The organism is Chryseobacterium sp. L12 (genome assembly GCF_056133985.1).
The window spans coordinates 16,766-39,511 of sequence record NZ_JBVYOF010000046.1; the positions used below are offsets into that span (position 1 = coordinate 16,766).

Consider the following 22,746-nt stretch of genomic DNA (forward strand, 5'->3'; position numbering starts at 1 on the left):
TTATTTTAAAATTTTATTCTGTCAATTTCATACCAAAAACATTTGTCTCCTTCATCGGTGAAAGTTTCTTTCTCCTCGAAACCTAATTTTCTCAGCACATGATTGGATGCATCATTATTTACATCTGCATACGCATAAATTTTCTTAAGGTTCATGGTATTAAATCCAAAATTTAAAACGGCTGAAGAACTTTTAGTAGCATAGCCTTTTCCCCAATGTTCAGGTGTGAAGCGGTAACCAAGATCATAAATGTTTTTATGATTATTGATTTCTTTAATCAGTTTAAGTCCGCTCCAGCCAATGAGTTGATGATTTTCTTTTTTAATGACAGCCCATCTTCCGATTCCGTTTTCATGGTATTGGGTTCGGATATTTTTTATCATTTCTACACTTTGGCTGATATCGGTAAGTGGCTTTATACCAACATATTTTACGACTTCAGGATTGCTGTCCATAGCAAAGAAACCTTCTGTATCTTCAGGAATTATTTCTCTTAAAAGAAGTCTTTCGGTTTCAATGAATATTTTTGCCATTAATTTTCCTTATTTTTGTATACTTAATTCCATGTAAAAATAATGAAGATTTTTAAAATTGCTATCCTTTCTCTTGTTTTAGTTTTAAGTTTAAATTCCTGTAAGAAAGATCAGGAAAAACAATGGAAAGTAGAAATCAAAAATCCTGCTGAAAAAGTGGAAGTGACCGATATTTCCAAAATATTTTATGATCCTGATGTTCCGTTGGAAAAATTTAAGGCTCAGTTTCCGTGGTTTCAGGGAACAGTTTCGGATGAAGACTTTGCCAAAAACAAAGTAAACCAAACCGAAATAAAAATTTATAAAGAAGCAATTTCCAAAATTGATCAGGCGAAATTACAGAAAGAACTTCAGGATCTTTTTTCGCATATCAAATATTATTTTCCCGAATTTAAAACACCGAAAGTTTTCCTGTTTTCATCAAGTCTGCAGATGATTCAGGATCCTATTCTGTATGATGATAAAACCAATTTTCTGTTTATTGACGTATCAGGATTTATGGGGAATAAAAATCCTAATTATACAGGTTTGGAAGAATATTTTCAAAAATCTATGAATCCGAATAATATTGTTCCTAAGATTTCTAGAGTTTTTGCGGAAAATATTGTTCCATTCTCTACGGATCATCAGAAATTTATAGATTTACTGGTTTATAACGGCAAAATGATGATTCTCCAGGATGCTTTCCTTCCGGAAACTCCTGATTATCTGAAAATGGATTATGATCAGAAACAATATCAATGGGCTTCTTCCAACGAACCCAACATTTACAATTATTTTGTGGAAAATAATTTAATATTTGGGGATGATCACCGTTTAATTGACCGTTTCATCAATCCTGGACCTTTTTCCAAATTCTATACAGAAATTGATAATGAGTCTTCTCCCATGGTAGGAGTTTTTATAGGATGGCAGATTTGTAAAGAATTTTTAAATAAAAATCCTGAAATTAAATTGACAGATTTCCTCAAAATGGATGCAACAGAAATTTTTAATAAATCAGGATATAAACCAAAATTAGAAGAGTAAATGCAACTCACTAAAATATAAGAAAATAGATAAAATGAGAAAAACTCAGATTACAATAGATGTAGAGCTGGACGAGAACCACATCCCTGAAAATATGACATGGAACGCTCAAGATGGCGGTGTTGAGAAAGAACCAACAAAAGCAACCATGATTTCAGTTTGGGATGACAAAGCGATGGAAGCTTTAAGAATAGACCTCTGGACCAAAGATATGCCCGTAGATCAGATGAAAATGTTTATCCATCAGATTTTGGTTTCTTTAGGAAATACTTACCAAAGAGCTACAGGTGAAGAAGATGTAGCACAGTGGATGGAACAGATGGCTGAAGAATTTGCGGTAAAATCTGCTATTAAAATGTAAACAATGAATGTAACAGTCTACCAAAGTACCAATCATTGGTGAACTGGTATATTGATACATTGCTAAATTATAAAATAATGAATTTCAATACAAAAGTTATACACGGCGGGCAACATCATGAGTCTGCAACAGGTTCTGTAAATGTTCCTGTATTTTTAACCTCAACATTTGCACAAAAATCTCCGGGAGTACATTCAGGATATGAATATTCAAGAGCAGCAAACCCGACCAGACAGGCTTTGGAAGACTCTTTGGCAAGCATCGAAAATGGTGCGAAAGGCTTGGCTTTCGGTTCTGGTTTGGCAGCAATCGACTGTGTTTTAAAATTATTGAATCCGGGTGATGAAGTAGTTGCAGTAGACGATTTATACGGCGGTACTTACAGAATGTTTACAAGGCTTTTTGAAAAATATCAGTTGAAATTTACCTTTGTAAGCTTTGATGACGTTTCTAAAATTAATGATCTGATCACTGATAAAACTAAGTTGATCTGGGTTGAGACTCCAACGAATCCATTGATGAAATTGGTAGACATCAAAGCGGTGGTAGAAATTGCAAAAGGAAAAGATATTCTGGTTGCGGTAGATAATACCTTTGCAACACCTTACCTGCAGAGACCCATTGATTTGGGAGCCGATATTGTGATGCACTCAGCAACAAAATATTTAGGAGGACATTCTGATGTAATTGCAGGAGCTTTGATTGCCAAAGATGCAGAATTGGGAGAAAAATTGCACTTCATTCAGTTTGCAAGTGGCGGCATTTTAGGACCTCATGATTCTTATCTTGTTTTGAGAGGGATTAAAACATTGGCTTTGAGGGTTCAGAGACATTCTGAAAACGGAATGGCTGTTGCAAAGTATCTGGAATCTCATCCTGCTGTTGATAAAGTAATTTATCCCGGATTGGAATCTCATCCGCAGTATGAACTGGCAAAATCTCAGATGAAAGATTTCGGAGGAATGGTTTCTTTCACTTTTAAATCGGGTAAAAAAGAAGATGCAGTCAAATTTTTAGAAAAAGTAAAGGTTTTCACTTTAGCAGAGTCTTTAGGCGGAGTAGAATCTCTTGCCAATCATCCTGCTTTGATGACTCATGCATCTATTCCGGCGGAAAAACGTGCAGAATTAGGAATTACAGATGATTTGGTTCGTTTAAGTGTTGGAATCGAAGATGCAGAGGATCTGATTGCAGATTTAGAAAGAGCATTTTCTTAGATAAATAAAGCCTAAACATCCGTTTTTAGCGGATGTTTTAGGTTTAAATAATAATTATCAATGAGAATTACAAGAAAGGCTGATATTAAAGATATAGATCAGTTAACAGAGTTATTTGATCAGTACAGGAGTTTTTACCATAAGGATTCAGATATTCAGAAAGCTGCAATATTTTTAAGAGAAAGAATTGAAAATAAAGATTCTGTAATTTTTGTAGCTGAATCTGAAGGAAATTTAGCTGGCTTTGTGCAGCTGTATCCGTTATTTTCCTCAACCAGAATGAAGCGTTATTGGTTGCTGAATGATTTGTTTGTAAATGAATATTATCGTGGAAATGGTTTTTCAAAAGTATTGATTGAAGAAGCAAAAGATTTAGCAAGATCAACAAATGCCTGCGGTATTCTTCTTGAAACCGGAAAATCTAACGACATCGGAAATAAATTATATCCAAGCTGTGGTTTTGAGTTATACGATGAAGTGAATTTCTACGAATGGACGACCGAATAATTAATGTAACAATATATCAACTTAACAGGTTGCCAAAAATTGTTATACTGATACACTACTAAATTGCTAAATTCAATTTGATGACTGATGTTCAAAAATACATCCAGAGATATTTAGACTTAATTCCATCTGAAAGCTGGCTGGAAGAACTTAAAAACTGTGGAGAAAAAACGTTTAAAATTTATTCTGAAATTTCAGAAGAACAATCGCTTTTTGCTTATGCTGATGGAAAATGGACCCTGAAGGAATTGCTTTTGCATCTTTCGGATACGGAAAGGGTCTTTCAATACAGAATTCTGGCTATTGCGAGAGGAGATCAGAATGAGTTGCCGGGTTTTGATGAAGAACTTTATGCTAACCAGTCTTTTGCAAACGAAAGAACACTGAATTCTTTGCTTGAAGAATATCAGCTGATCAGAAAATCTTCACAGATTTTACTGGAAAGTGCTCATTCTTCTGCATTGAAAAATATCGGAACAGCAAACGGAAACAGAATTTCTGCAGAAACCATAGGAAAACTGATTGTGGGGCATAATATTCACCATTTGAATATTATTGAAGAGAGGTATTTACCAAGTTTATAAGTAAAAATTTCTATTAATTAAGTCGAAGCAGCTTTCTCCTTTTCTAACGCCATTTGCATTTTTTTGCATTCAGGACTTTGGTATTTTGATTCCCATTCTTCAAGAAGATAAAGAATCGGCAACAATGCCAAACCTTTTTCAGTTAAAGAATACTCAACCCGGGGAGGAATTTCTTTAAACTCTTCACGGATGATCAAACCATCAGTTTCCATTTCCCGAAGCTGATCTGTCAGAACTTTTCTGGAAATTACATTAATTCTCACAGCAAGTTCTCCGAAACGTAATTTTCTGTCTTTAATTACCAAAGCAATAATAGGTTTCCACTTACTGCCCAATGCTGACATTGCTTTGCCGAGCGGACAGTTATATTTCATCATTTCATTTTTTTTCATAATCAGATATTTTTAAGGTACACACAACGGCTTGTTCTTATTTAGATTTTATTTTCAGTGATGTTAAATCTAATCGTTACTTTATGGTTACCATCACTGGTTACTGCAAAGTTACTACTTTTTTTTATTGAAAGATACAAATGTGAACTATTATTAGTTACTTTGTGTAACAATTAATATTTAAGCATAAATAAATGAGTACAGAATCACTATTCAAGCCATTCCGATATAAAAACCTGGAACTGAAGAACAGAATTGTCATGGCGCCTATGACCAGAGCTCAATCTGATAAAGGTGTTCCTACACAACAGATTGCAGATTATTATGCAAGAAGAGCAGCTTCTGAGGTTGGATTAATCCTTTCTGAAGGAACCGTGATTAACAGACCAGCCTCAAAAAATCTTCTAAATATTCCTGACTTTTATGGAAATGAAGCATTAAATGGATGGAAAAACGTAATAGATGCAGTTCATCAGAATGGCGGAAAAATGGGACCGCAGATCTGGCATGTAGGTGATACAAGAATGTCTGAAGAATATCCGGCTGTTGATATGGAGAAGGCTTCTTCAATGACTTTAGAGGATATTCACGATACCATTGCTCAATTTGCTGCGTCAGCGAAGTCAGCTAAAGAATTGGGATTTGATGTTTTGGAAATTCACGGAGCTCACGGCTATCTGATTGACCAGTTTTTCTGGGAAGTAACCAACACGAGGACTGATGAATATGGCGGAAAAACGCTTAAAGAAAGAAGCCGTTTTGCTGTAGATGTTGTAAAAGCGATCCGTAAGGCAGTTGGAGAAGATTTCACCATTATTATCCGTCTTTCTCAATGGAAGCAACAGGATTACTCAGTAAAACTTGCCAACACACCACAGGAAATGGAGGAATGGCTAATTCCTTTAAAAGAGGCAGGAGTAGATATCTTCCACTGTTCTCAAAGGAGATTCTGGGAACCTGAATTTGAAGGATTTGATCTGAATTTTGCAGGTTGGGCAAAGAAAATTACGGGGCAGCCAACTATTACTGTAGGTTCTGTTGGTCTTGAAGGAGATTTTATGGAAGCATTTTCAGGAAAAGGTACAGGAAAAGCCGATCTTTATGAACTTACCCGAAGACTGGAAAGAGGTGATTTTGATCTTGTAGCTGTGGGAAGAGCGCTTTTGCAGGATCCGGAATGGGTAAAGAAACTCAAAGAAAATAAAATTGATGAGATAAAAGATTTCTCTGCTGAAAGTATGGCAATACTTTATTAAATTTAAAGCATAATTTTACCTATAATTTTTTTGATTTTAACCGTTTTCAAGTTTTTGAGAACGGTTTTTTCGTAGGAATATAGATATTGATATTTTTTACTGAAACCATTTTCGGGGTTTAATAATATTCTAAACAAAGTATAAGTAAGAAAAAATGATTGTTTTATTACTTTTTAGATTATTTTTAAAAAAAGTTTATCATGTTTCCAACCAAGATTAAAATTCCTGCATCTATTAAAGTATAAAGCCAGACTATGGAACAAAAACTACTAATAGAATGCCAGCAAAACGACCGCAATGCACAGCGCAGGGTTTACGAAAAAATGGCGGGCAAACTATACTCGGTTTGCAAGCGCTACCTGAAGAATGATGAAGATGTTGAAGAGGTACTCGCAGATACTTTTTACAAAATTTTTACTAAACTCAATCAGCTGAATAATCATGAAATTTTCGAAGCCTGGGCAAAGAAAATTGCGGTGAACGAATGTCTGCAAAAATTGAGAAGTATGAAAGCGCTCAATGTTTCTTTGGATGAAGAGTTTATCGAATCAACGGATTCTCCTACAGACAGTATTTCTTTCGAGAAAGATATTTTGAGGCTTCTCAATTTTCTTCCGGAAGGTTGTCGGGCGATTTTTAATCTCTTTGCAATTGAAGGTTATCCACACAAAGAAATTGCAGCGATGCTTTCAATCAGTGAAGGAACTTCAAAATCCCAGCTGAATTTTGCGAGAAAAAAACTTCAGGAACTCTTGGTTAATCACAACATTTAAACTTTATACAATGGAAAATAATCACGATATCGATAAAAAATTCAATGAGGCTTCTCAATCTCTGGAAGAACCTGTTACTTTTCAGGGTTTTGATAAAGTCTGGGCTAAAGTTGAAGAAAAATTAGATAAAAAAGAAGACAAAAAGAGAATCGTTCCAATTTGGTTTCCTTACGGAATTGCTGCGAGTTTAATTATCGGTTTGGGTTCATTTTATTTTATTAATAAAAATGATGTTTCTGAAATTGGAAAACCAGCTATCGTTCAAAATACAGTTTCACCTAAAACGAATTCAAACGTTCAGACGATTGACAGTACGGTGAAATCGAATATTGAAAAGGAAATTGATGCTCAAAAACAAGTGCGAAATCCTGAAATTTTGGCTTATGAAGATGTTGTTCCTACACCTGTAAGAAATACTGTTCCTGAGACAAATAAACAAATTTATTTTTCTTCAGATTCATATTACATTGAAAAAAGTAATAGTATATCTTCCAATACAACATTAAATGAAATTTATGAAGATACAGATGGAGATGGAGTTTTAGATAAAGATAATAAGGAAACGAAAATTGAAGAAGTTGTATTGATAGGTTATAAAACGACGACTAAACAATCTGCTGTAACTAGCACAATGAAATTATCTGCTGCCAATAATACAATATCTTCACAACGAAGAAATTATCCTGACCAATCAAAATTAGACGGATATATTGATCATCCAAGTGCTAATGTATTGAATATCGCACAAGGTCAATTAGCAGGAGTAAATATTTCCGTTGGTACGGGAAACCCAGGTTCTACACCGATTATTACAATTAGAGGCAAGGGTTCATTAAACGGAAATACACAGCCATTATATGTTATCAATGGTATTCCAAAAAATGCTGATGAATTCAGGAAATTAAATCCAAACTCTATTGAAAGTATGGAAGTTTTAAAAGATGCTTCCGCTACAGCAATCTATGGAAACAGAGGGTCAAACGGAGTTATAATTATTAAAACCAAAAAACTTTCCCGAAAAGAAAGAAAAGCGTTCGAAAAACTGCAGAAAGTTCAGGATAGTATCGACTTATCGAAAAAGATTCAGCAGCAAAATAATGAAGAATATGATGCTTTTGTGGAAAATCCTTTTGAGCTGACAAAAAATCAGTCGGTTTCTACGTTTTCAATTGATGTGGATAAAGCGGCATATTCCAACATCCGAAGAATGATTAATAACGGAGAATATGTGAATAAAAATGCTGTGAGAATTGAGGAAATGATTAATTATTTTAAATATGATTATCCGCAGCCTAAAAATGAACAACCATTTTCCATTAACACAGAATACAACGATTCGCCTTGGAATAACAAGCATAAATTATTAAAAATAGGTTTGCAGGGAAAAGAAATTCCGGTGAGCAAACTTCCGAATTCAAATTTTGTTTTTCTGATTGATGTTTCAGGTTCAATGGAAGCTGCTAATAAATTACCATTGTTGAAATCATCTTTTAAAGTTATTTTGGACCAGTTAAGACCAACGGATAAAGTAGGTATTGTAGTTTATGCAGGAAGTGCAGGAATGGTTTTACCTCCGACTTCTGCTAAAGAAAAAGGAAAAATTATTGAGGCTTTAGATAAACTTCAGGCAGGCGGAAGTACAGCAGGTGGTGAAGGAATTGAATTAGCCTATAAATTGGCTCAGGAAAACTTTATAACAGGTGGAAACAACCGAGTAATCATTGCAACGGATGGGGATTTCAATGTCGGAGCTTCTTCAACAGGAGATTTACAGACTTTGGTGGAACAAAAAAGAAAATCAGGTGTTTTTCTTACGTGTTTAGGTTTTGGAATGGGAAATTTTAAAGATAATCGAATGGAAACTTTAGCCAACAAAGGAAACGGAAATTACGCTTATATCGATAACCTTCAGGAAGCCAATAAGTTTCTGGGAAAAGAGTTTGCCGGAAATATGTATGCCATTGCAAAAGACGTGAAAATTCAGATAGAATTCAATCCGAAATATGTGAAATCTTACCGTTTGATTGGCTATGAAAACCGAAAACTAAAGAATGAAGATTTTACCAATGATAAAATTGATGCGGGAGAATTAGGAAGCGGACACACTGTTACAGCTTTGTATGAAATTATTCCGACTGATGTGAATTCTGAATTTTTGCCTAAAGAAAATGATTTAAAATATACGAAAAACACAAATGATGAAAATTTTAATGATGAGTTGGCAACGGTAAAATTCAGGTATAAAAAACCGGATGCAGATAAAAGTTCTGAAATTATTCAGGTAGTAAAAAACACAGAATTATCTTATTCATCTGTAAGTCCTGATTTCAAATTTGCTTCATCTGTTGCGTGGTTTGGTTTGGTTTTAAGAAATTCAAGTTTAATTAAAAACAAAGATTTAAGAGAAATTGAAAAGCTTGCTAAAAAGGGAAGAGGTAAAGATGATGAAGGATACAAAGCAGAGTTTGTGAGATTGGTGGAGACTTATAAATCGACACAGAAATAATAGCCTGTAAAAAGAAATTTCTTCGGAGATTTCTTTTTTTTTCTCTATTTTTAGACATATTATTTATGATGAAAAAAGTTTATCTGTTTTTACCTGTATTTATGGTTCAGTTTGTCTATGCGCAGGATTCTCAACGTTATTTTTCGGGTACATTTTATAATGAAAAAAAGAAACCTCAGAATTTTCTAAAGGTTTTTAATAAGAATAAAGGAGTTTATGAATTAACCGATGAGAAGGGTTTTGCGATTATTCAGGCTGATGTAAGCGATACCTTGGTCTGGAATAACGGCAAAAATATCCAGGTGGTTTATAATGTCTATGAACTAAAAAATATTCTCGAAAGACAGACAAACAGGAAATATGTAGAAAGTATCAGTTCCAAAGATTATGACAATCTGATTAAAAAGCCTGAATCGGATAAATTCAGCGTTGAGAAATCTTATGATTCTATTAGGAATTATTCAGATTACAGTCTTTCTGCGGTCAGAAAACTGAAATTAAAATCAGATTCTACCTACAAACTTAAAAGGCAGCCTGAAAAATTTCTCGTTTTTAACGGGAGTTTCAGCAGTTCATTAGATATAAAAAACAGAAACCGTATTCCTAAAACTCAGAACAGATATGTTCAGGGAAGATCAGAAAATGGGTTTTTAGTTTGGAAAGGTCCGGAGACAGGTGAAATGTTCAGTTTCGGACCGGATATTTCAACTTTAGGCTATAACGGACAGCCTTATGAATATGATGTTAACGGACAATTAATCAATTTGTCCAACGGAATTTCTCCTGCAAAAGCTTACAATAACAATCTCTTTAGAACTACAGTTGGTTTCAGCAATCAGCTGAACGTCAATGCAATTATTAGGAGTAACGGTTACAGCGAAAATGCAAGACTTTCTTTGAGTATTGTACAGCAAAAAGATCAGATGTATTTTATAGATCAATTTGATATTGTAAATTCTTTTAAGGCAAAATTCAGCACTGAACTTTTAAAGTTTAAAATCAATGCAGGATTTAATTATGAAGAAAATAAAGCAACCAATACCAACAGAATCGGACTTTTCAACAGGGTGTATCAAAATTCTCTTTTAACACCGGTTTCATTTTCAAATCAGCAAAATGCTTTTTTAAGTAATGGCTTACAGAGAAGTTACAGTCCAACTGCAGACAACCCTGAATTTCTTTTTAAGCAGGATAATAAATACAATTATTACGAAAATGTGCGACAACTTAATTTTGATGTAAGCAGACAATGGAGAGGTTTTAAACTCAATATCAGTCAGGCTTATGACGATCAGGAGATTACGCATCGTGATGTTTATAAGATTTCAACAGCTGGTTTTCAAAACGGATTATACAATATAAGAAATCAGAAAAATGAATTTTACAATTCAAATATTTCAGCGAATTATGATTTGCAGGGTGGAGTTTTGAAGAATAAATTCAGTTTAAATCATATTTTAAATGACCGGAAAATCAATATCAGTCATACTTTAGACCGTAACTATTTTTACAGACGGACTTCTCAGGATTATATTTTTAATTATAATTTGGATTACGATGATTATGATGATATTGAATTTGGTGTTAATCTGGGAAACTCTTTTTATATTTCAAATACCTCTTTAAAAAACGGTTATTGGCTGCCAAAAGCGAACGGATATTTTACTTTTAAAGAGCTATTTGGTTGGTATAATACAGACTTTCAGGTTTTGGGAGCTTACACGCAATTAGCAGCCGAACCTGAAATTTCAAAATCGTATTCTTCTTATGCAATAACTCAGTTTTCTGCTCAGAATGCCCAACTTTATTTTCCTTTAAAAGAGATTGAAACATTTAAAAATCTCTCGAATATTAATGTTAAAGAATGGAAAACAGGATTCAAATTTATCATTAATCATAGAATGAATTTAACCGCAGAATATTTCAACCGAAAAATTTACGATGATGTATTTCCTGTCTTTGAAAACCAGAATTTAGTCTTAAAAAATCTTGCAGACCATACCTATGATGGGTATGAAGTTAATTTTAATTACGATAACATCATTCGTAGTCAAAGTATCAGTCTAAGCAGTAAAGCCTCATTCTTTAAATACCGGGATATTGTGAATCGTGTTAAATCAGGATATAATAATCTGATGATTTCAGGCTTCACTGACATTTATAAAACTTTGACTGAGGGTGAGGTTTTAGGTGCAGTTGCGGGAAGTTATTATGAAAGAAATACAGATGGAAATGTAATCATTGATAACCATGGTTATCCGGTAAAAGCTTCAGGAACGAAAATTATTGCAGACCCGACTCCGGATTTTGTGATGAAATTTTCCCATAGTCTCACCTATAAAATGTTTGCTTTGGATGTGAATTGGGAATGGAAAAAAGGTGGTCAAATCTGGAACGGAACTCAGGCTGTTCTTGATTATTATGGTCGTTCTCAAACTTCGGCAGACGAAAGAAATATTAAAAATTATGTTTTCGAAGGGGTTAATTCTAATGGAAATGTCAATCAAATTCCTGTTGATTTTTATAATCCTAATTTGTCAGTCAACGAGAATCGCTGGACGAGATATGGTTTTCTTGGTGTTGCGGAATATTATGTGCAAAAATCTGATTATATAAGAATAAATGATATTGCACTTTCTGCCTATTTTGATGTTGGAAATTTGAGAAGAGCTTTGGGCGTGAGTTTTTATGTTAACAATATTTTTATTTGGCAGGCAAATACTGGTGTGGATTCTAACCAGAATTTTTATGATTTTGATAACAGCAGAGGTTTGGATTTTTTCAATCTTCCGTCTTTTAAAACGTATGGTTGTACGGTTTCTTTTAAATTCTAATTGAATGTCACCAAAACCAAAAGTATTTTCAAACTTAAAACGAAATTCAATGAGATTCAATATTTTATCTTACATAATCCCTGTTTTAATTCTACTTTCAAGTCCTTTTTGTAAAGCGCAAAATAAATTCAGCGACTTCAAAAAGGAAAAAACATACATACAGACCAACCATGTTTTTTACAAACCGGGAGAGGAAATGTATTTTAAAATTTATATTGTTCAGGCAGAAAACCAACTTCCGACAGAGCAATCTAAAGTTGTCAATTTTGAAATTGTCGATCCTAGCGGAACGGTGGTGAAAAAATCTAAGTATGAAATTAAAAATGGTCATGCAGAAGGATATTTCTATTTCGATAATGACATGAAAGGCGGAATTTACAAGGTAAGAGCTTTTACAGCCTGGATGCAGAATGAAGCTGGAAAAAATGTTTTTGAAAAAGAAATTACACTTCAGAAAATTGTTTCTCCACGAATTTTAATGAAACTTGATTTTCCTAAAAAAGGTTATGGAGCCGGAGATGAGGTTTTGGCAGATTTTTCAATAAGAAGTTTAAGCAATCTCCCGATTCCATTTTACGAGGCTAATTTTACAGTAATGCATCAAGGCGAAAAAATTACTGAAGGTAATTTAATTACTGATAAAGAAGGAAAATACTTGTTGAAATTTCAGCTTCCTGACGTTTTGAAATCTCCTGACGCTCTTTTGAATATTAAAGTTAATTTTGACGGTTTCACAGAATCTATTTCCAGAAATATTCCAATAGTTTTAAATAATCTTGATTTAAAATTTATGCCTGAAGGCGGAACTTTTATCAATGGAATCGAACAAAACATCGCTTTTAAAGTTTTGGATGAATTTGAAAAGCCTGTAGACGCTGTTTTAGGGATTTATAACCAGAATAATCAGAAAATTTCTGAAGTTTCAGCTTACAATTTCGGAATGGGAAGCTTTTATTTAACTCCAAAAAATAGTGAAACGTATTATGCAAAAATTTTAAAACCGGAAAATATCAGTCAGATTTATCAGCTTCCTGCCGCAAAAGATGACGGAATTGTTTTTAATGCTAAAAAAGAAAATCAAATTATCCGTTTGATCGTCAAATCGACCTCCGAAAGAAACATTTTAATCTCCGGGAATTTTCGTGAGAAAGAAATTTACACTAAAAACTTGAGCTTAAAAAAGGGCTTAAATCAAATTGAAATTTCTGAAAAAGAATTCCCAATCGGAATCTGCAGGTTTACGATTTCAGAGAATAATATTCCACTTGCCGAAAGAATTGTTTTTACGAATGAAAGTAAGCAGATGAAAGTAAAGGTTACTCCGGTCAAGAAAAATTATTTACCAAGAGAAAAAGCGATTGTCAATATTGAAACTTCCGATGAAAATAACAATCCAATCCCTGCAAATCTTGCCGTGTCAGTAATTGACGATAAATTGTGGACTTATGCAGATGATAAACAAAATCATATTCTGTCATGGCTTTTAATGGATTCTGAATTGCGAGGGAAAATTGAAAGACCTCAATTTTATTTTGATAAAAAAGAAGAAAAAGCGGTAAAAAGTTTGGACTTGGTTATGTTAACAAACGGTTACCGATACTTTGAAATGAATTCTGAAGTGAAAAAGACAGGAAACTACAAATATCTTCCTGAAAAGAAAAACCCGATTTACGGCATCGTTGAAGATGAAAATAAAAAGCCTGTGAAAGCAGAAGTTTATTTGGTCAGCAGTAATTCTAAAATAAAAAAACAGATTACTTCCGAAAACGGATTGTTTTATTTTTCAGATTTGAATCGGAATGAATATTATTTTGTTATTGCAAAATCTGCAGATCAAAAACAGAAAGTAAAAGTGAGAATGTTATCTTATAAACTCAATATAAATCCTTTAGTAAAGCAATCTTTAGAAAATATTGATGTAGATGAGATTATTAAAGAAGCAGAGATTAACGAGAAAAAGCCTTCAATTTCTCAAGAAATAGAAGGTTTGCGGAAAACTTTACCTTCAGTGAATTCTAAATCGGATACAATTAATAAAGAACAAAAAATTGAGGAAGTTGTAGTTGTCGGTTACAAAACGGTAAAAAAAAGTGTAGCAACTTCATCAATTGTGAATTTAAACCAACGACCGAACTCAAATGTTCTCAATATAGCTCAAGGGCAATTAGCTGGAGTCAATATTTCTACAGGAACAGGGCAACCAGGTACAACACCGTCAATTGTTGTAAGAGGACTTGGTTCTTTAAGTGGAAATACTGAGCCTTTATATGTAATTGATGGTTTTCCAACAAATACTAATGCTTTTAGAATCCTAAATCCGAACGATATCAATTCGATGGAAGTTTTGAAAGATGCAGTAGCCACATCAGTCTTTGGTAACCGCGGCTCAAACGGAGTAATCATCATAAACACAAAAAAAGACAGAAACTCAAACCTAAAATTCAATATCACGCCCCAAAGTTATTTTGCGGTAAAAAATATTCCAAATGACAGTTTAGTCAGTTATGAATATTCACGGCAGTTTTCATATCCTGTTTATGAGTCAACCAATACCGGATATCGTCATGATTACAGGGAAACTTTATATTGGAATCCAGTTGTTGAAACTGATAAAACCGGAAAAGCTCAGATTGAATTTTATCAGTCTGATGCCAATTCAGCTTTCAGAATTATGACGGAAGGAATTTCCGCAAACGGATTAGTCGGAAGAGACGAAACGACTTATGCTGCGCAAAGTTTAATTTCCATTGATGCTAAAATTCCGCAATATTTAACACGGACAGACCAAATGACAGTTCCTGTTGTTGTCAAAAATAATTCTTCGGAAATCCGAACTTTGAAAATGGATGTGATCGTTCCTAATAATATTAAATTGATGAAAGCTGACAGTTTAATTACTTTAAAACCTTTGGAATCCGGAAGATTATTTGTAACCATGCAGACCGATAAACTGATTAATTCTAATATTCAATTTGCTGTAAAGTCTGGAGAATCCAGAGAAACAATGATTTTGCCTTTGAAAGTTGAGGAAAAAGGTTTTCCGTATCATTTTTCAATAATAAATAATAAAAATGAAAATTTTAAAATTAATATTCCGGAATATATCAACGGAAGTTTTGTGTCGTCTTATTACGTTTATGAAAATTCGGCATTGCAGATGTTTGAAGATTTAGAAAGAATAAAGCAAGAACCTTACGGATGTTTTGAGCAGCTCTCATCAACGGTGTATCCTAATATTTTTATTCTGGATTATTTGAAGTCTACGAAAAAAATTGATCCGAATACTGAACTTAACGTTATTAAAAATATGAAAAAAGGATATCAGAAAATGCTATCCTATAAAAATAAAGATGGCGGTTTTTCATATTTTGGAGGTAATGAATCTGATGTTGCGTTGTCTGCATTTGCTTTGTTAGAATTCAGAGATTTGAAAAAATATGTGAATGTAGATACAAAATTAATTCAGAATTTAAGTTCATTTATTTTATCAAAAAAGAATGCAAACGGACTTTTTGAAGTGCGAAAAAGCTACGAAATGACAACTGTCTATTCCGAGTATTCATGGTCGAGAAATATGTATGTTTTGTACGCACTTTCTAAACTCGGATTTAAAAATGAACTGCTTCAAAACTATGATTACAGCTTAAAAAGAGTTTTAGCAACAAAAGATTCATATCAATTGGCTTTGATGGCAAATACAGCAAAAAGTCTCGGAAAAAATGAAGATTATACTCATCTTATTGAAATTCTTAATAAACAGTATGCTGATAAAAATATAAACGTAAAAACTACTTTCACAGGTTCAGCAGGGATTTCAGCCAATGCAGAAACGATCTCGCTTTATATGATAGCATTGCAGAAAAATGAGAAAAATAATCAGCTGAAAATCGCTGAAGTTGCGGATGAATTGATTAATTATAATGGTTATTACGGCTTTGGTTCAACTCAGGCAACATCTTTGGCATTAGAATCATTATCCGATTTCTTTGCTAAAAATGAGAAGCTCTACGGAACTGATAAACCTACTATTAAGGTAAATAATGTAGTTGTTTCAGATAAAAATAACAGCTTTGCACAGGCTTTCAGAAAAGGAGAAAATGATTTGAAGGTTGATTATAGCTATGAAAAAGGTTTACCATACAAATTAGATTATCAATATTATACTTTAGAAGCTCCAAAGAGTGAAAATATTCCGATAATCTTAGAGACAAAGCTGAAATCTCAGGTTTCTAAAGTAGGAGAGACCAACAGAATGACAGTGACGATAAAAAATAAAATCAATAGTCAATTGCCGATGACAACAGCAAAAATCGGAATTCCTGCAGGCTTAACTCTTCAAAATGCTTTGCTGAAAGATTTAATTGATAAAAAGCAAGTTTCCTATTACGAAATTTTTGATAACTATCTGGTTTTATATTGGGAACATTTCGATAGCAATGAAACGAAAACAATTAATCTTGATTTAAAGATAGAATTTGCTGGAGAATATACAGGAAAAGCAAGTAATGTATATCTTTACTATATGCCGGAAGCTAAGTTTTGGAATGAAGGAATCAAGGCGGTAATATATCCGTAATTTTAAAGATCTATTTATATAGAAGTGGCTGTTTTAAAACTAAAATCAGCCACTTTAATTTAAAGGCTAAGATTTTAAAATAAATTTTCAAAAATTATTGAAAATTCAAAAAGTATTATTATCTTTGTAATAGAAATTTAAATATAAAAAGATGCAGCTTTCAGAAGCCAAAGAAAAATATATTCAAACCTGGGGAACATTTGCAACCAATTGGGGAATCAATCGTACAATGGCACAGGTTCACGCTTTGCTTTTGGCAAGTGGAAAAGCACTTTCTACGGATGAGGTGATGAAGCAACTTGAAATTTCCCGAGGAAATGCCAATATGAATTTACGAGCTTTAATGGACTGGGGAATTGTAAGAAAAGAATTTGTAAAAGGTGAACGAAAAGAATATTTTGTTGCTGAAAAAGATGTATGGTTTTTGTTTAAACAAATTACCAAAGAAAGAAGAAAACGAGAAATTGAACCTGTTATTTCTTTTCTGGAAGAACTGAAAAATATTGAAGATAAAGATTCTGAAGAAGCAAAGGAATTTATCAAACTGATGAACGATTTTAGCACTGTAACTGGAAAAATCAACAATATAATGGATCTGGCTATTAAAAGTGATGATCATTGGCTGGTTGGAAAAATCACTAACTTATTAAAATAGAAAGGACTTATACCCTTTTTTATTTCATAAAAACTTTCAAAAATTATTGAAAATATTATAATTATGAAAAATTTAATCATTCATCTATTTCTGATTTTATATTTCGGAATTAATACAAAACATTAAAAAAACAAATAATCATGAAAACTCTCAACAACCACACGCTCATCTACGATAACGAATGTCCATTGTGTAATCTTTATTCAAAAGGTTTTATAAAAAGTGGAATGCTGAGTGAAAATGGAAGGGAAGCCTTTACTGAACTAAGCTTAAGCAACGAAAAACTCATTGATCTCAACCGTGCAAAAAACGAAATCGCATTAGTTGATTATAAAAAAAATACCGTAATCTACGGGTTAGACAGTCTTTTGCTTATTATCGGGAATTCGTTTCCGACATTAGAAAAAATTGCCAGAATAAAGCCTTTATATTGGTTTTTCAAGAAATTATATTCTTTCGTTTCTTATAACAGAAAACAGATTATTCCTTCTGCTAATGACCATTCTGTGAAAGCTTGTATTCCAGATTTTAACCTCAAATACAGATTAGCTTATATTATTTTCGTTACATTTTTTTCTTCCTGTATTCTGAGTGCTTTCAGTGGAAATTTAGGGTTAAACCTGCATCAGAATTTTGGCAGAGAACTCTTCATTTGTTTAAGTCAGATTATCTGGCAGACCATATTTTTAAAATCATATTTAAAAGAAAAATTCTGGGATTATCTCGGAAATATGATGACCGTTTCTCTTATCGGAACTTTGCTGCTGATTCCAGGTTTACTTTTCAGCTTTAATTCATTATCAGCAATAATTTATTTTGGAATTGTAGTTTTCATTATGTTTTTAGAGCATTTAAGAAGGTGTAAAGTTTTACGATTAAATTTTCTTCCCACTATTTCGTGGATGATTTTCAGAATAACAGTTTTGGTCATCCTTATATTGATTAATTATTAAAGTAAAATGTCAAAAATTCACTTAAAAACAATCATAAAAGCTGATATTGAGACCGTTTTCGATTTGGCGAGGGATATTGGTCTCCATCAAAAGTCAGCTTCACAAACCAATGAAACAGCAGTTGCAGGAAAAACTTCAGGACTTATTGAGGAAGGCGAAAGCGTGACTTGGAGAGCTAAACATTTAGGTTTTTACCAAACGCACACATCAAAAATTATTGAAATGCAAAAACCTCATCAATTCACCGATATTATGCTGGAAGGAGCGTTTAAATCTTTTAAACATCAGCATGTTTTTAAAACGAATGCCAATAAAACAATCATGATCGATATTCTCGAATTTGAATCACCTTTTGGAGTCATCGGTAAAATTTTCAATTTTATATTTCTGAAAAACTATCTGAAAAATTTTCTTTTGAAGAGAAGTCAACTTATAAAATCAATTGCCGAAAATGAATTTTAAAAAATGAAGGTACCAAGCAATCGTGCAAATATTAATTACTAGAGATGCCGAAATATCTCAAGACAACAAACCATTAATCTATATAACTTTTAATTAAAATGAAAATAATCATCGCAGCCGGAACTGGTTTCTTAGGCAAGAATCTTGAAGAATATTTTATGCAAAAAAGAGATCAGGTCTATATTTTAACCAGAAATCCAAAACGTAAAAACGAAATTTTCTGGGATGCAAAAACTTTAGGGGAATGGAAAAATTTACTTGAAAATTCCGATGTTCTTATAAATCTTGCAGGAAAATCTGTAGATTGCCGATATACAGACAAAAATAAGAAGGAGATATATTCTTCACGTATTGAAAGTACCAAAGTTTTGCAGCAGGCGGTCGATTTATGCATCAATAAACCTAAAATTTGGTTAAACGCAAGTTCAGCAACGATTTATATTCATTCAGAAAAGCAGTTAAATACAGAAGAAAATGGTATTATCGGGGATGATTTTTCTATGAACATTTGTAAAAGCTGGGAAAGTGAATTTTTCAGATCCAAAACAGAATGTGTAAGAAAGGTGGCTCTGCGAACTTCCATTGTTTTAGGAAACAACGGCGGCGCTTTTCCAAAGCTTAATATCCTGACTAAAATTGGTTTGGGTGGTAAACAGGGAAGGGGAAATCAGAAAATAAGCTGGATACATATTGACGATTTTTGCAGAGCAGTTGAGTTTGTTATTGCAAACGAAGATCTTACGGGTGAAATCAATATAACTGCGCCCAATCCTTTATCTAACAATGATTTTATGAGAAATTTAAGAAAGGAAATGAAAGTCCCTTTTGGGCTAAATGCTGCGGTTTGGCAATTGGAAATCGCCTCTGCGGTCATGGGAACTGAAACTGAGTTGTTACTAAAAAGCAGAAATGTATATCCGGAAAAGTTGATTAAAAACGGTTTCAGTTTCAATTATCCGGATGTTGGAAAAGCTTTGAAAAACCTTATTAAGTAAGTTTTATATAGGTTTAAGCCAGATCTGATTTTGTTTTGGGAAATTGAGAAAAAAACGAAACTGAATGAAATTGAGCCAGATTCTGCAGGGTTTGAATTAATTTGAGACAGCCTTAATTGATGAAAAAACCGTAGGGCGTAACATCCAATATTTTTCCTTAAATTCGCATAAAAATTTTAAGCTAATGAATTACGATATTATTGTCATCGGGAGTGGTCCCGGTGGATATGTTACAGCAATCAGAGCGGCGCAGTTGGGTTTTAAGACTGCAATTATCGAAAAAGAAAACTTAGGGGGAATCTGCCTGAATTGGGGTTGTATTCCAACAAAAGCTTTATTGAAATCTGCTCAGGTTTTTCATTATATTAATCATGCTGAAGATTATGGATTAAATAAAGTAGAAGCTAGTTTTGAGTTTCCAAACGTAATTCAGAGAAGTCGTGGGGTTGCCTCAAAAATGAGCAAGGGAATTGAATTCCTGATGAAGAAAAATAAAATTGATGTAATTCTTGGTACAGCTAAAGTTCAGAAAGGTAAAAAAGTTTCTGTAACGGATAAAGAAGGAAAAGTAACCGAGTATACAGGTACTCATATCATTATCGCTACAGGTGCACGTTCAAGAGAATTGCCGAATCTTCCGCAGGACGGTAAAAAAGTAATCGGATACAGACAGGCATTATCTCTTCCTGAGCAGCCAAAATCTATGATCGTAGTAGGTTCCGGAGCTATCGGGGTAGAGTTTGCTGATTTCTATAACACAATGGGAACGAAAGTTACTGTTGTTGAATTTATGCCAAACATTGTTCCTGTAGAAGATGAGGAGATTTCAAAACACTTGGAAAAATCTCTGAAAAAATCAGGAATTGAGATCATGACCAATGCTTCTGTAGAAAGTGTTGATACAAGCGGAGAAGGTGTAAAGGCTAAAGTGAAAACAGCTAAAGGAGAAGTTACTCTGGAAGCAGACATTTTACTTTCAGCAGTTGGTATTGCTGCAAATATTGAAAATATCGGACTTGAAGAAGTGGGAATTCAGACAGATAAAGGAAGAGTTTTGGTAAACGAATGGTACGAAACTTCAGTTCCTGGATATTATGCAATCGGAGATATTATTCCAACTCAAGCTTTGGCGCACGTTGCTTCTGCGGAAGGAATTACCTGTGTTGAAAAGATCAAAGGAATGCATGTTGAAAAAATTGATTACGGCAATATTCCCGGATGTACTTACTGTCATCCTGAAGTGGCTTCTGTTGGTCTTACAGAAAAGCAGGCAAAAGAAAAAGGTTATGAAATCAAAGTGGGTAAATTTCCTCTTTCTGCAAGTGGAAAAGCAACAGCAAACGGCAATACAGACGGTTTTGTAAAAGTAATTTTCGATGCTAAATACGGAGAATGGTTAGGCTGTCACATGATTGGAGAAGGAGTTACAGATATGGTTGCTGAAGCAGTTGTCGCAAGAAAATTAGAAACGACAGGTCACGAGATCATCAAGTCTATTCACCCGCACCCTACAGTTTCAGAAGCAATTATGGAAGCTGCTGCAGCTGCTTATGGCGAGGTAATTCATATTTAATAAATAGTTTTGACCTATTTTCAGGGAAAAAATAGAAGGAGAATCAATAATGGTTCTCCTTTTTTATGGACCTGTATTTATTTATCTAAAACATTTTTTTGATCCAGTGAAGTTTTTTCTCAGAGTAAGGAGGGTATTTGATGTTGGGTTCGCCCCAGTTGACTCTTTCAAGAATAGCTTTCTGATGCGAGAAAGTTTCAAAACCAAACTTACCGTGATAGCTTCCGATTCCGGAATTTCCGACACCTCCAAAAGGGAGATTTTTATTGCCTAAATGCATAATCACATCGTTGATACAGCCACCGCCAAAAGAAATTTTTTGGGTGAAATGCTGTTTTTCTTCCGAATTGTTGCTGAATAAATATGCTGAAAGAGGTTTTTCTTTTTCAAGAATATCATTAAGAGCAATATTAAAGTTACTGAATGTTAAAACCGGAAGTATAGGTCCGAAAATTTCTTCCTGCATTATATCATCTTCCCAATTTGTATTTGAAAGAATTGTGGGTTCAATATAGAGATTTTCACGATCATAATTTCCGCCATAATAGATTTTTTCTGTATCTACTAAGCTAAGAAGTCTGTCAAAATTTTTATCGTTTATGATTCTTGTATAGTGTTCTGCATTAGGCTGATAATTAAATTGCTTAATATATTTTACCAGAGTTTCCATAAACTGTTCCTGTATAGATTCTTCTACCAAAACATAATCAGGGGCAACACAGGTTTGTCCTGCATTCAGAAATTTTCCCCAGACAATTCTTTTGGCTGCAACTTCAAGATTGGCGTCTTTGGTGACAATTGCGGGAGATTTTCCTCCAAGCTCCAGAGTAACAGGTGTAAGGTTTTTTGCAGCGGCTTCATAGACTATTTTTCCGATCTTGGTACTTCCTGTGAAAAATATTTTGTCAAATTGCAGTTTTAGAAGTTCAGTAGTTTCATCAACTCCGCCTTCGAAAACATACAGATATTCAGGAGGGAAGTTTTCGTTGATAATTTTTGCCATCAGTTTCATGGTATTTTCTGCAATTTCGCTTGGCTTCAGAATACAGCAGTTTCCGGCAGCCATTGCAGCGATAAGAGGGGAAAGTGATAATTGATAAGGGTAATTCCATGCTCCGATAACAAGTATATTGCCTAAAGGCTCAGGATAAATTCTGCTTTTTCCAATTTGGTTGGTGAGATTGGTGCTTACTTTTTTTGGCTTGGAAAGTGATTTTAAATTTTTCAGATAATATTTAATATCATTCAGAATAAATGAAATTTCAGTAGTAAAGGTATCAAACCTGGATTTTCCAAAATCTTTTTTGATTGCTTCATATAAAGAATCCTCATTCTTTTGAATCAAATCTTGCATTTTCTCCAGATACATCTTTCTGAAATTAAGATTTTTTGTTTTATGTGTTTTAAAAAAGTCTTTTTGAAGCTGTACTATTTCTGAAATATTCATAAATATAAATTTAGATAATCAGAAGCAATTTTTCTGCCTAAAAAATTTAAGAATATAATTCAGTAAATTCCATTACAGCATTAAAGTTATTAT

At 33.4% G+C, this 22,746-nt stretch carries 18 protein-coding genes; 15 read left to right on the forward strand and 3 right to left on the reverse strand.

Annotated elements, in window-relative coordinates; genetic code table 11:
- Positions 1 to 5 precede the first annotated feature (5 nt).
- Positions 6 to 533, reverse strand: a complete 528-nt coding sequence (locus tag AC0NBN_RS17680) for a GNAT family N-acetyltransferase (protein ID WP_160813052.1) — start codon at positions 531 to 533, stop codon at positions 6 to 8.
- Positions 534 to 575: 42 nt separating this feature from the next.
- On the opposite strand from AC0NBN_RS17680, the gene gldB reads away from it, so the two are divergent.
- The 5 genes from gldB (at position 576) to AC0NBN_RS17705 (ending at position 4,231) form a co-directional block, all read left to right on the forward strand.
- Positions 576 to 1,562 carry a gliding motility lipoprotein GldB gene (gene gldB, locus AC0NBN_RS17685; RefSeq protein ID WP_160813051.1) on the forward strand — a complete coding sequence of 329 codons (987 nt, stop codon included), beginning with the start codon at positions 576 to 578 and terminating at the stop codon, positions 1,560 to 1,562.
- Between the two features lie 34 nt (positions 1,563 to 1,596).
- The gene (gene gldC, locus AC0NBN_RS17690; protein WP_143883578.1) at positions 1,597 to 1,923 is read left to right on the forward strand and encodes a gliding motility protein GldC; all 327 of its coding nucleotides are present in this window, start codon (positions 1,597 to 1,599) and stop codon (positions 1,921 to 1,923) included.
- A 77-nt stretch (positions 1,924 to 2,000) separates the two neighbouring features.
- The gene (locus tag AC0NBN_RS17695) at positions 2,001 to 3,140 is read left to right on the forward strand and encodes a cystathionine gamma-synthase (protein ID WP_160813050.1); all 1,140 of its coding nucleotides are present in this window, start codon (positions 2,001 to 2,003) and stop codon (positions 3,138 to 3,140) included.
- 60 nt (positions 3,141 to 3,200) lie between these two features.
- Complete coding sequence (locus AC0NBN_RS17700) at positions 3,201 to 3,647, forward strand: GNAT family N-acetyltransferase (RefSeq protein WP_160813049.1); 447 nt, start codon at positions 3,201 to 3,203, stop codon at positions 3,645 to 3,647.
- An 80-nt stretch (positions 3,648 to 3,727) separates the two neighbouring features.
- The gene (locus AC0NBN_RS17705; protein ID WP_160813048.1) at positions 3,728 to 4,231 is read left to right on the forward strand and encodes a DinB family protein; all 504 of its coding nucleotides are present in this window, start codon (positions 3,728 to 3,730) and stop codon (positions 4,229 to 4,231) included.
- A 17-nt stretch (positions 4,232 to 4,248) separates the two neighbouring features.
- Here AC0NBN_RS17705 and AC0NBN_RS17710 read toward each other — a convergent pair whose 3' ends face one another.
- Positions 4,249 to 4,623, reverse strand: a complete 375-nt coding sequence (locus tag AC0NBN_RS17710) for a winged helix-turn-helix transcriptional regulator (protein ID WP_143883582.1) — start codon at positions 4,621 to 4,623, stop codon at positions 4,249 to 4,251.
- A 194-nt stretch (positions 4,624 to 4,817) separates the two neighbouring features.
- On the opposite strand from AC0NBN_RS17710, the gene AC0NBN_RS17715 reads away from it, so the two are divergent.
- From AC0NBN_RS17715 to lpdA, 10 genes are all read left to right on the forward strand, one after another.
- Positions 4,818 to 5,879, forward strand: coding sequence for an NADH:flavin oxidoreductase (locus AC0NBN_RS17715; protein WP_160813047.1), 1,062 nt, complete (start codon positions 4,818 to 4,820; stop codon positions 5,877 to 5,879).
- 254 nt (positions 5,880 to 6,133) lie between these two features.
- Entirely contained in the window at positions 6,134 to 6,652 is a 519-nt protein-coding gene (locus tag AC0NBN_RS17720; RefSeq protein ID WP_160813046.1) for a sigma-70 family RNA polymerase sigma factor, read from the forward strand.
- Between the two features lie 10 nt (positions 6,653 to 6,662).
- Positions 6,663 to 9,158 (forward strand): YfbK domain-containing protein, encoded by a 2,496-nt coding sequence (locus AC0NBN_RS17725; RefSeq protein ID WP_160813045.1) that lies wholly within the window; start codon positions 6,663 to 6,665, stop codon positions 9,156 to 9,158.
- 65 nt (positions 9,159 to 9,223) lie between these two features.
- Positions 9,224 to 11,992, forward strand: coding sequence for a hypothetical protein (locus AC0NBN_RS17730; RefSeq protein WP_160813044.1), 2,769 nt, complete (start codon positions 9,224 to 9,226; stop codon positions 11,990 to 11,992).
- 49 nt (positions 11,993 to 12,041) lie between these two features.
- Positions 12,042 to 16,568: a TonB-dependent receptor plug domain-containing protein gene (locus AC0NBN_RS17735; RefSeq protein ID WP_160813043.1), complete on the forward strand. Its 4,527-nt coding sequence runs from the start codon at positions 12,042 to 12,044 to the stop codon at positions 16,566 to 16,568.
- Between the two features lie 151 nt (positions 16,569 to 16,719).
- Positions 16,720 to 17,223: a helix-turn-helix domain-containing protein gene (locus AC0NBN_RS17740; protein ID WP_160813042.1), complete on the forward strand. Its 504-nt coding sequence runs from the start codon at positions 16,720 to 16,722 to the stop codon at positions 17,221 to 17,223.
- A gap of 140 nt (positions 17,224 to 17,363) precedes the next feature.
- Positions 17,364 to 18,176: a DCC1-like thiol-disulfide oxidoreductase family protein gene (locus tag AC0NBN_RS17745; protein WP_160813041.1), complete on the forward strand. Its 813-nt coding sequence runs from the start codon at positions 17,364 to 17,366 to the stop codon at positions 18,174 to 18,176.
- Positions 18,177 to 18,182: 6 nt separating this feature from the next.
- Positions 18,183 to 18,638 carry an SRPBCC family protein gene (locus AC0NBN_RS17750; RefSeq protein WP_160813040.1) on the forward strand — a complete coding sequence of 152 codons (456 nt, stop codon included), beginning with the start codon at positions 18,183 to 18,185 and terminating at the stop codon, positions 18,636 to 18,638.
- A 98-nt stretch (positions 18,639 to 18,736) separates the two neighbouring features.
- A complete protein-coding gene (locus AC0NBN_RS17755; RefSeq protein WP_160813039.1) occupies positions 18,737 to 19,633 on the forward strand; it encodes a TIGR01777 family oxidoreductase in 897 nt (298 codons plus the stop codon).
- Positions 19,634 to 19,817: 184 nt separating this feature from the next.
- Positions 19,818 to 21,206: a dihydrolipoyl dehydrogenase gene (gene lpdA, locus AC0NBN_RS17760; RefSeq protein ID WP_160813038.1), complete on the forward strand. Its 1,389-nt coding sequence runs from the start codon at positions 19,818 to 19,820 to the stop codon at positions 21,204 to 21,206.
- Positions 21,207 to 21,291: 85 nt separating this feature from the next.
- Here the strand turns inward: lpdA and AC0NBN_RS17765 are convergent, their stop codons facing one another.
- Entirely contained in the window at positions 21,292 to 22,653 is a 1,362-nt protein-coding gene (locus AC0NBN_RS17765) for an aldehyde dehydrogenase (protein WP_143883592.1), read from the reverse strand.
- Between the last annotated feature and the right edge of the window lie 93 nt (positions 22,654 to 22,746).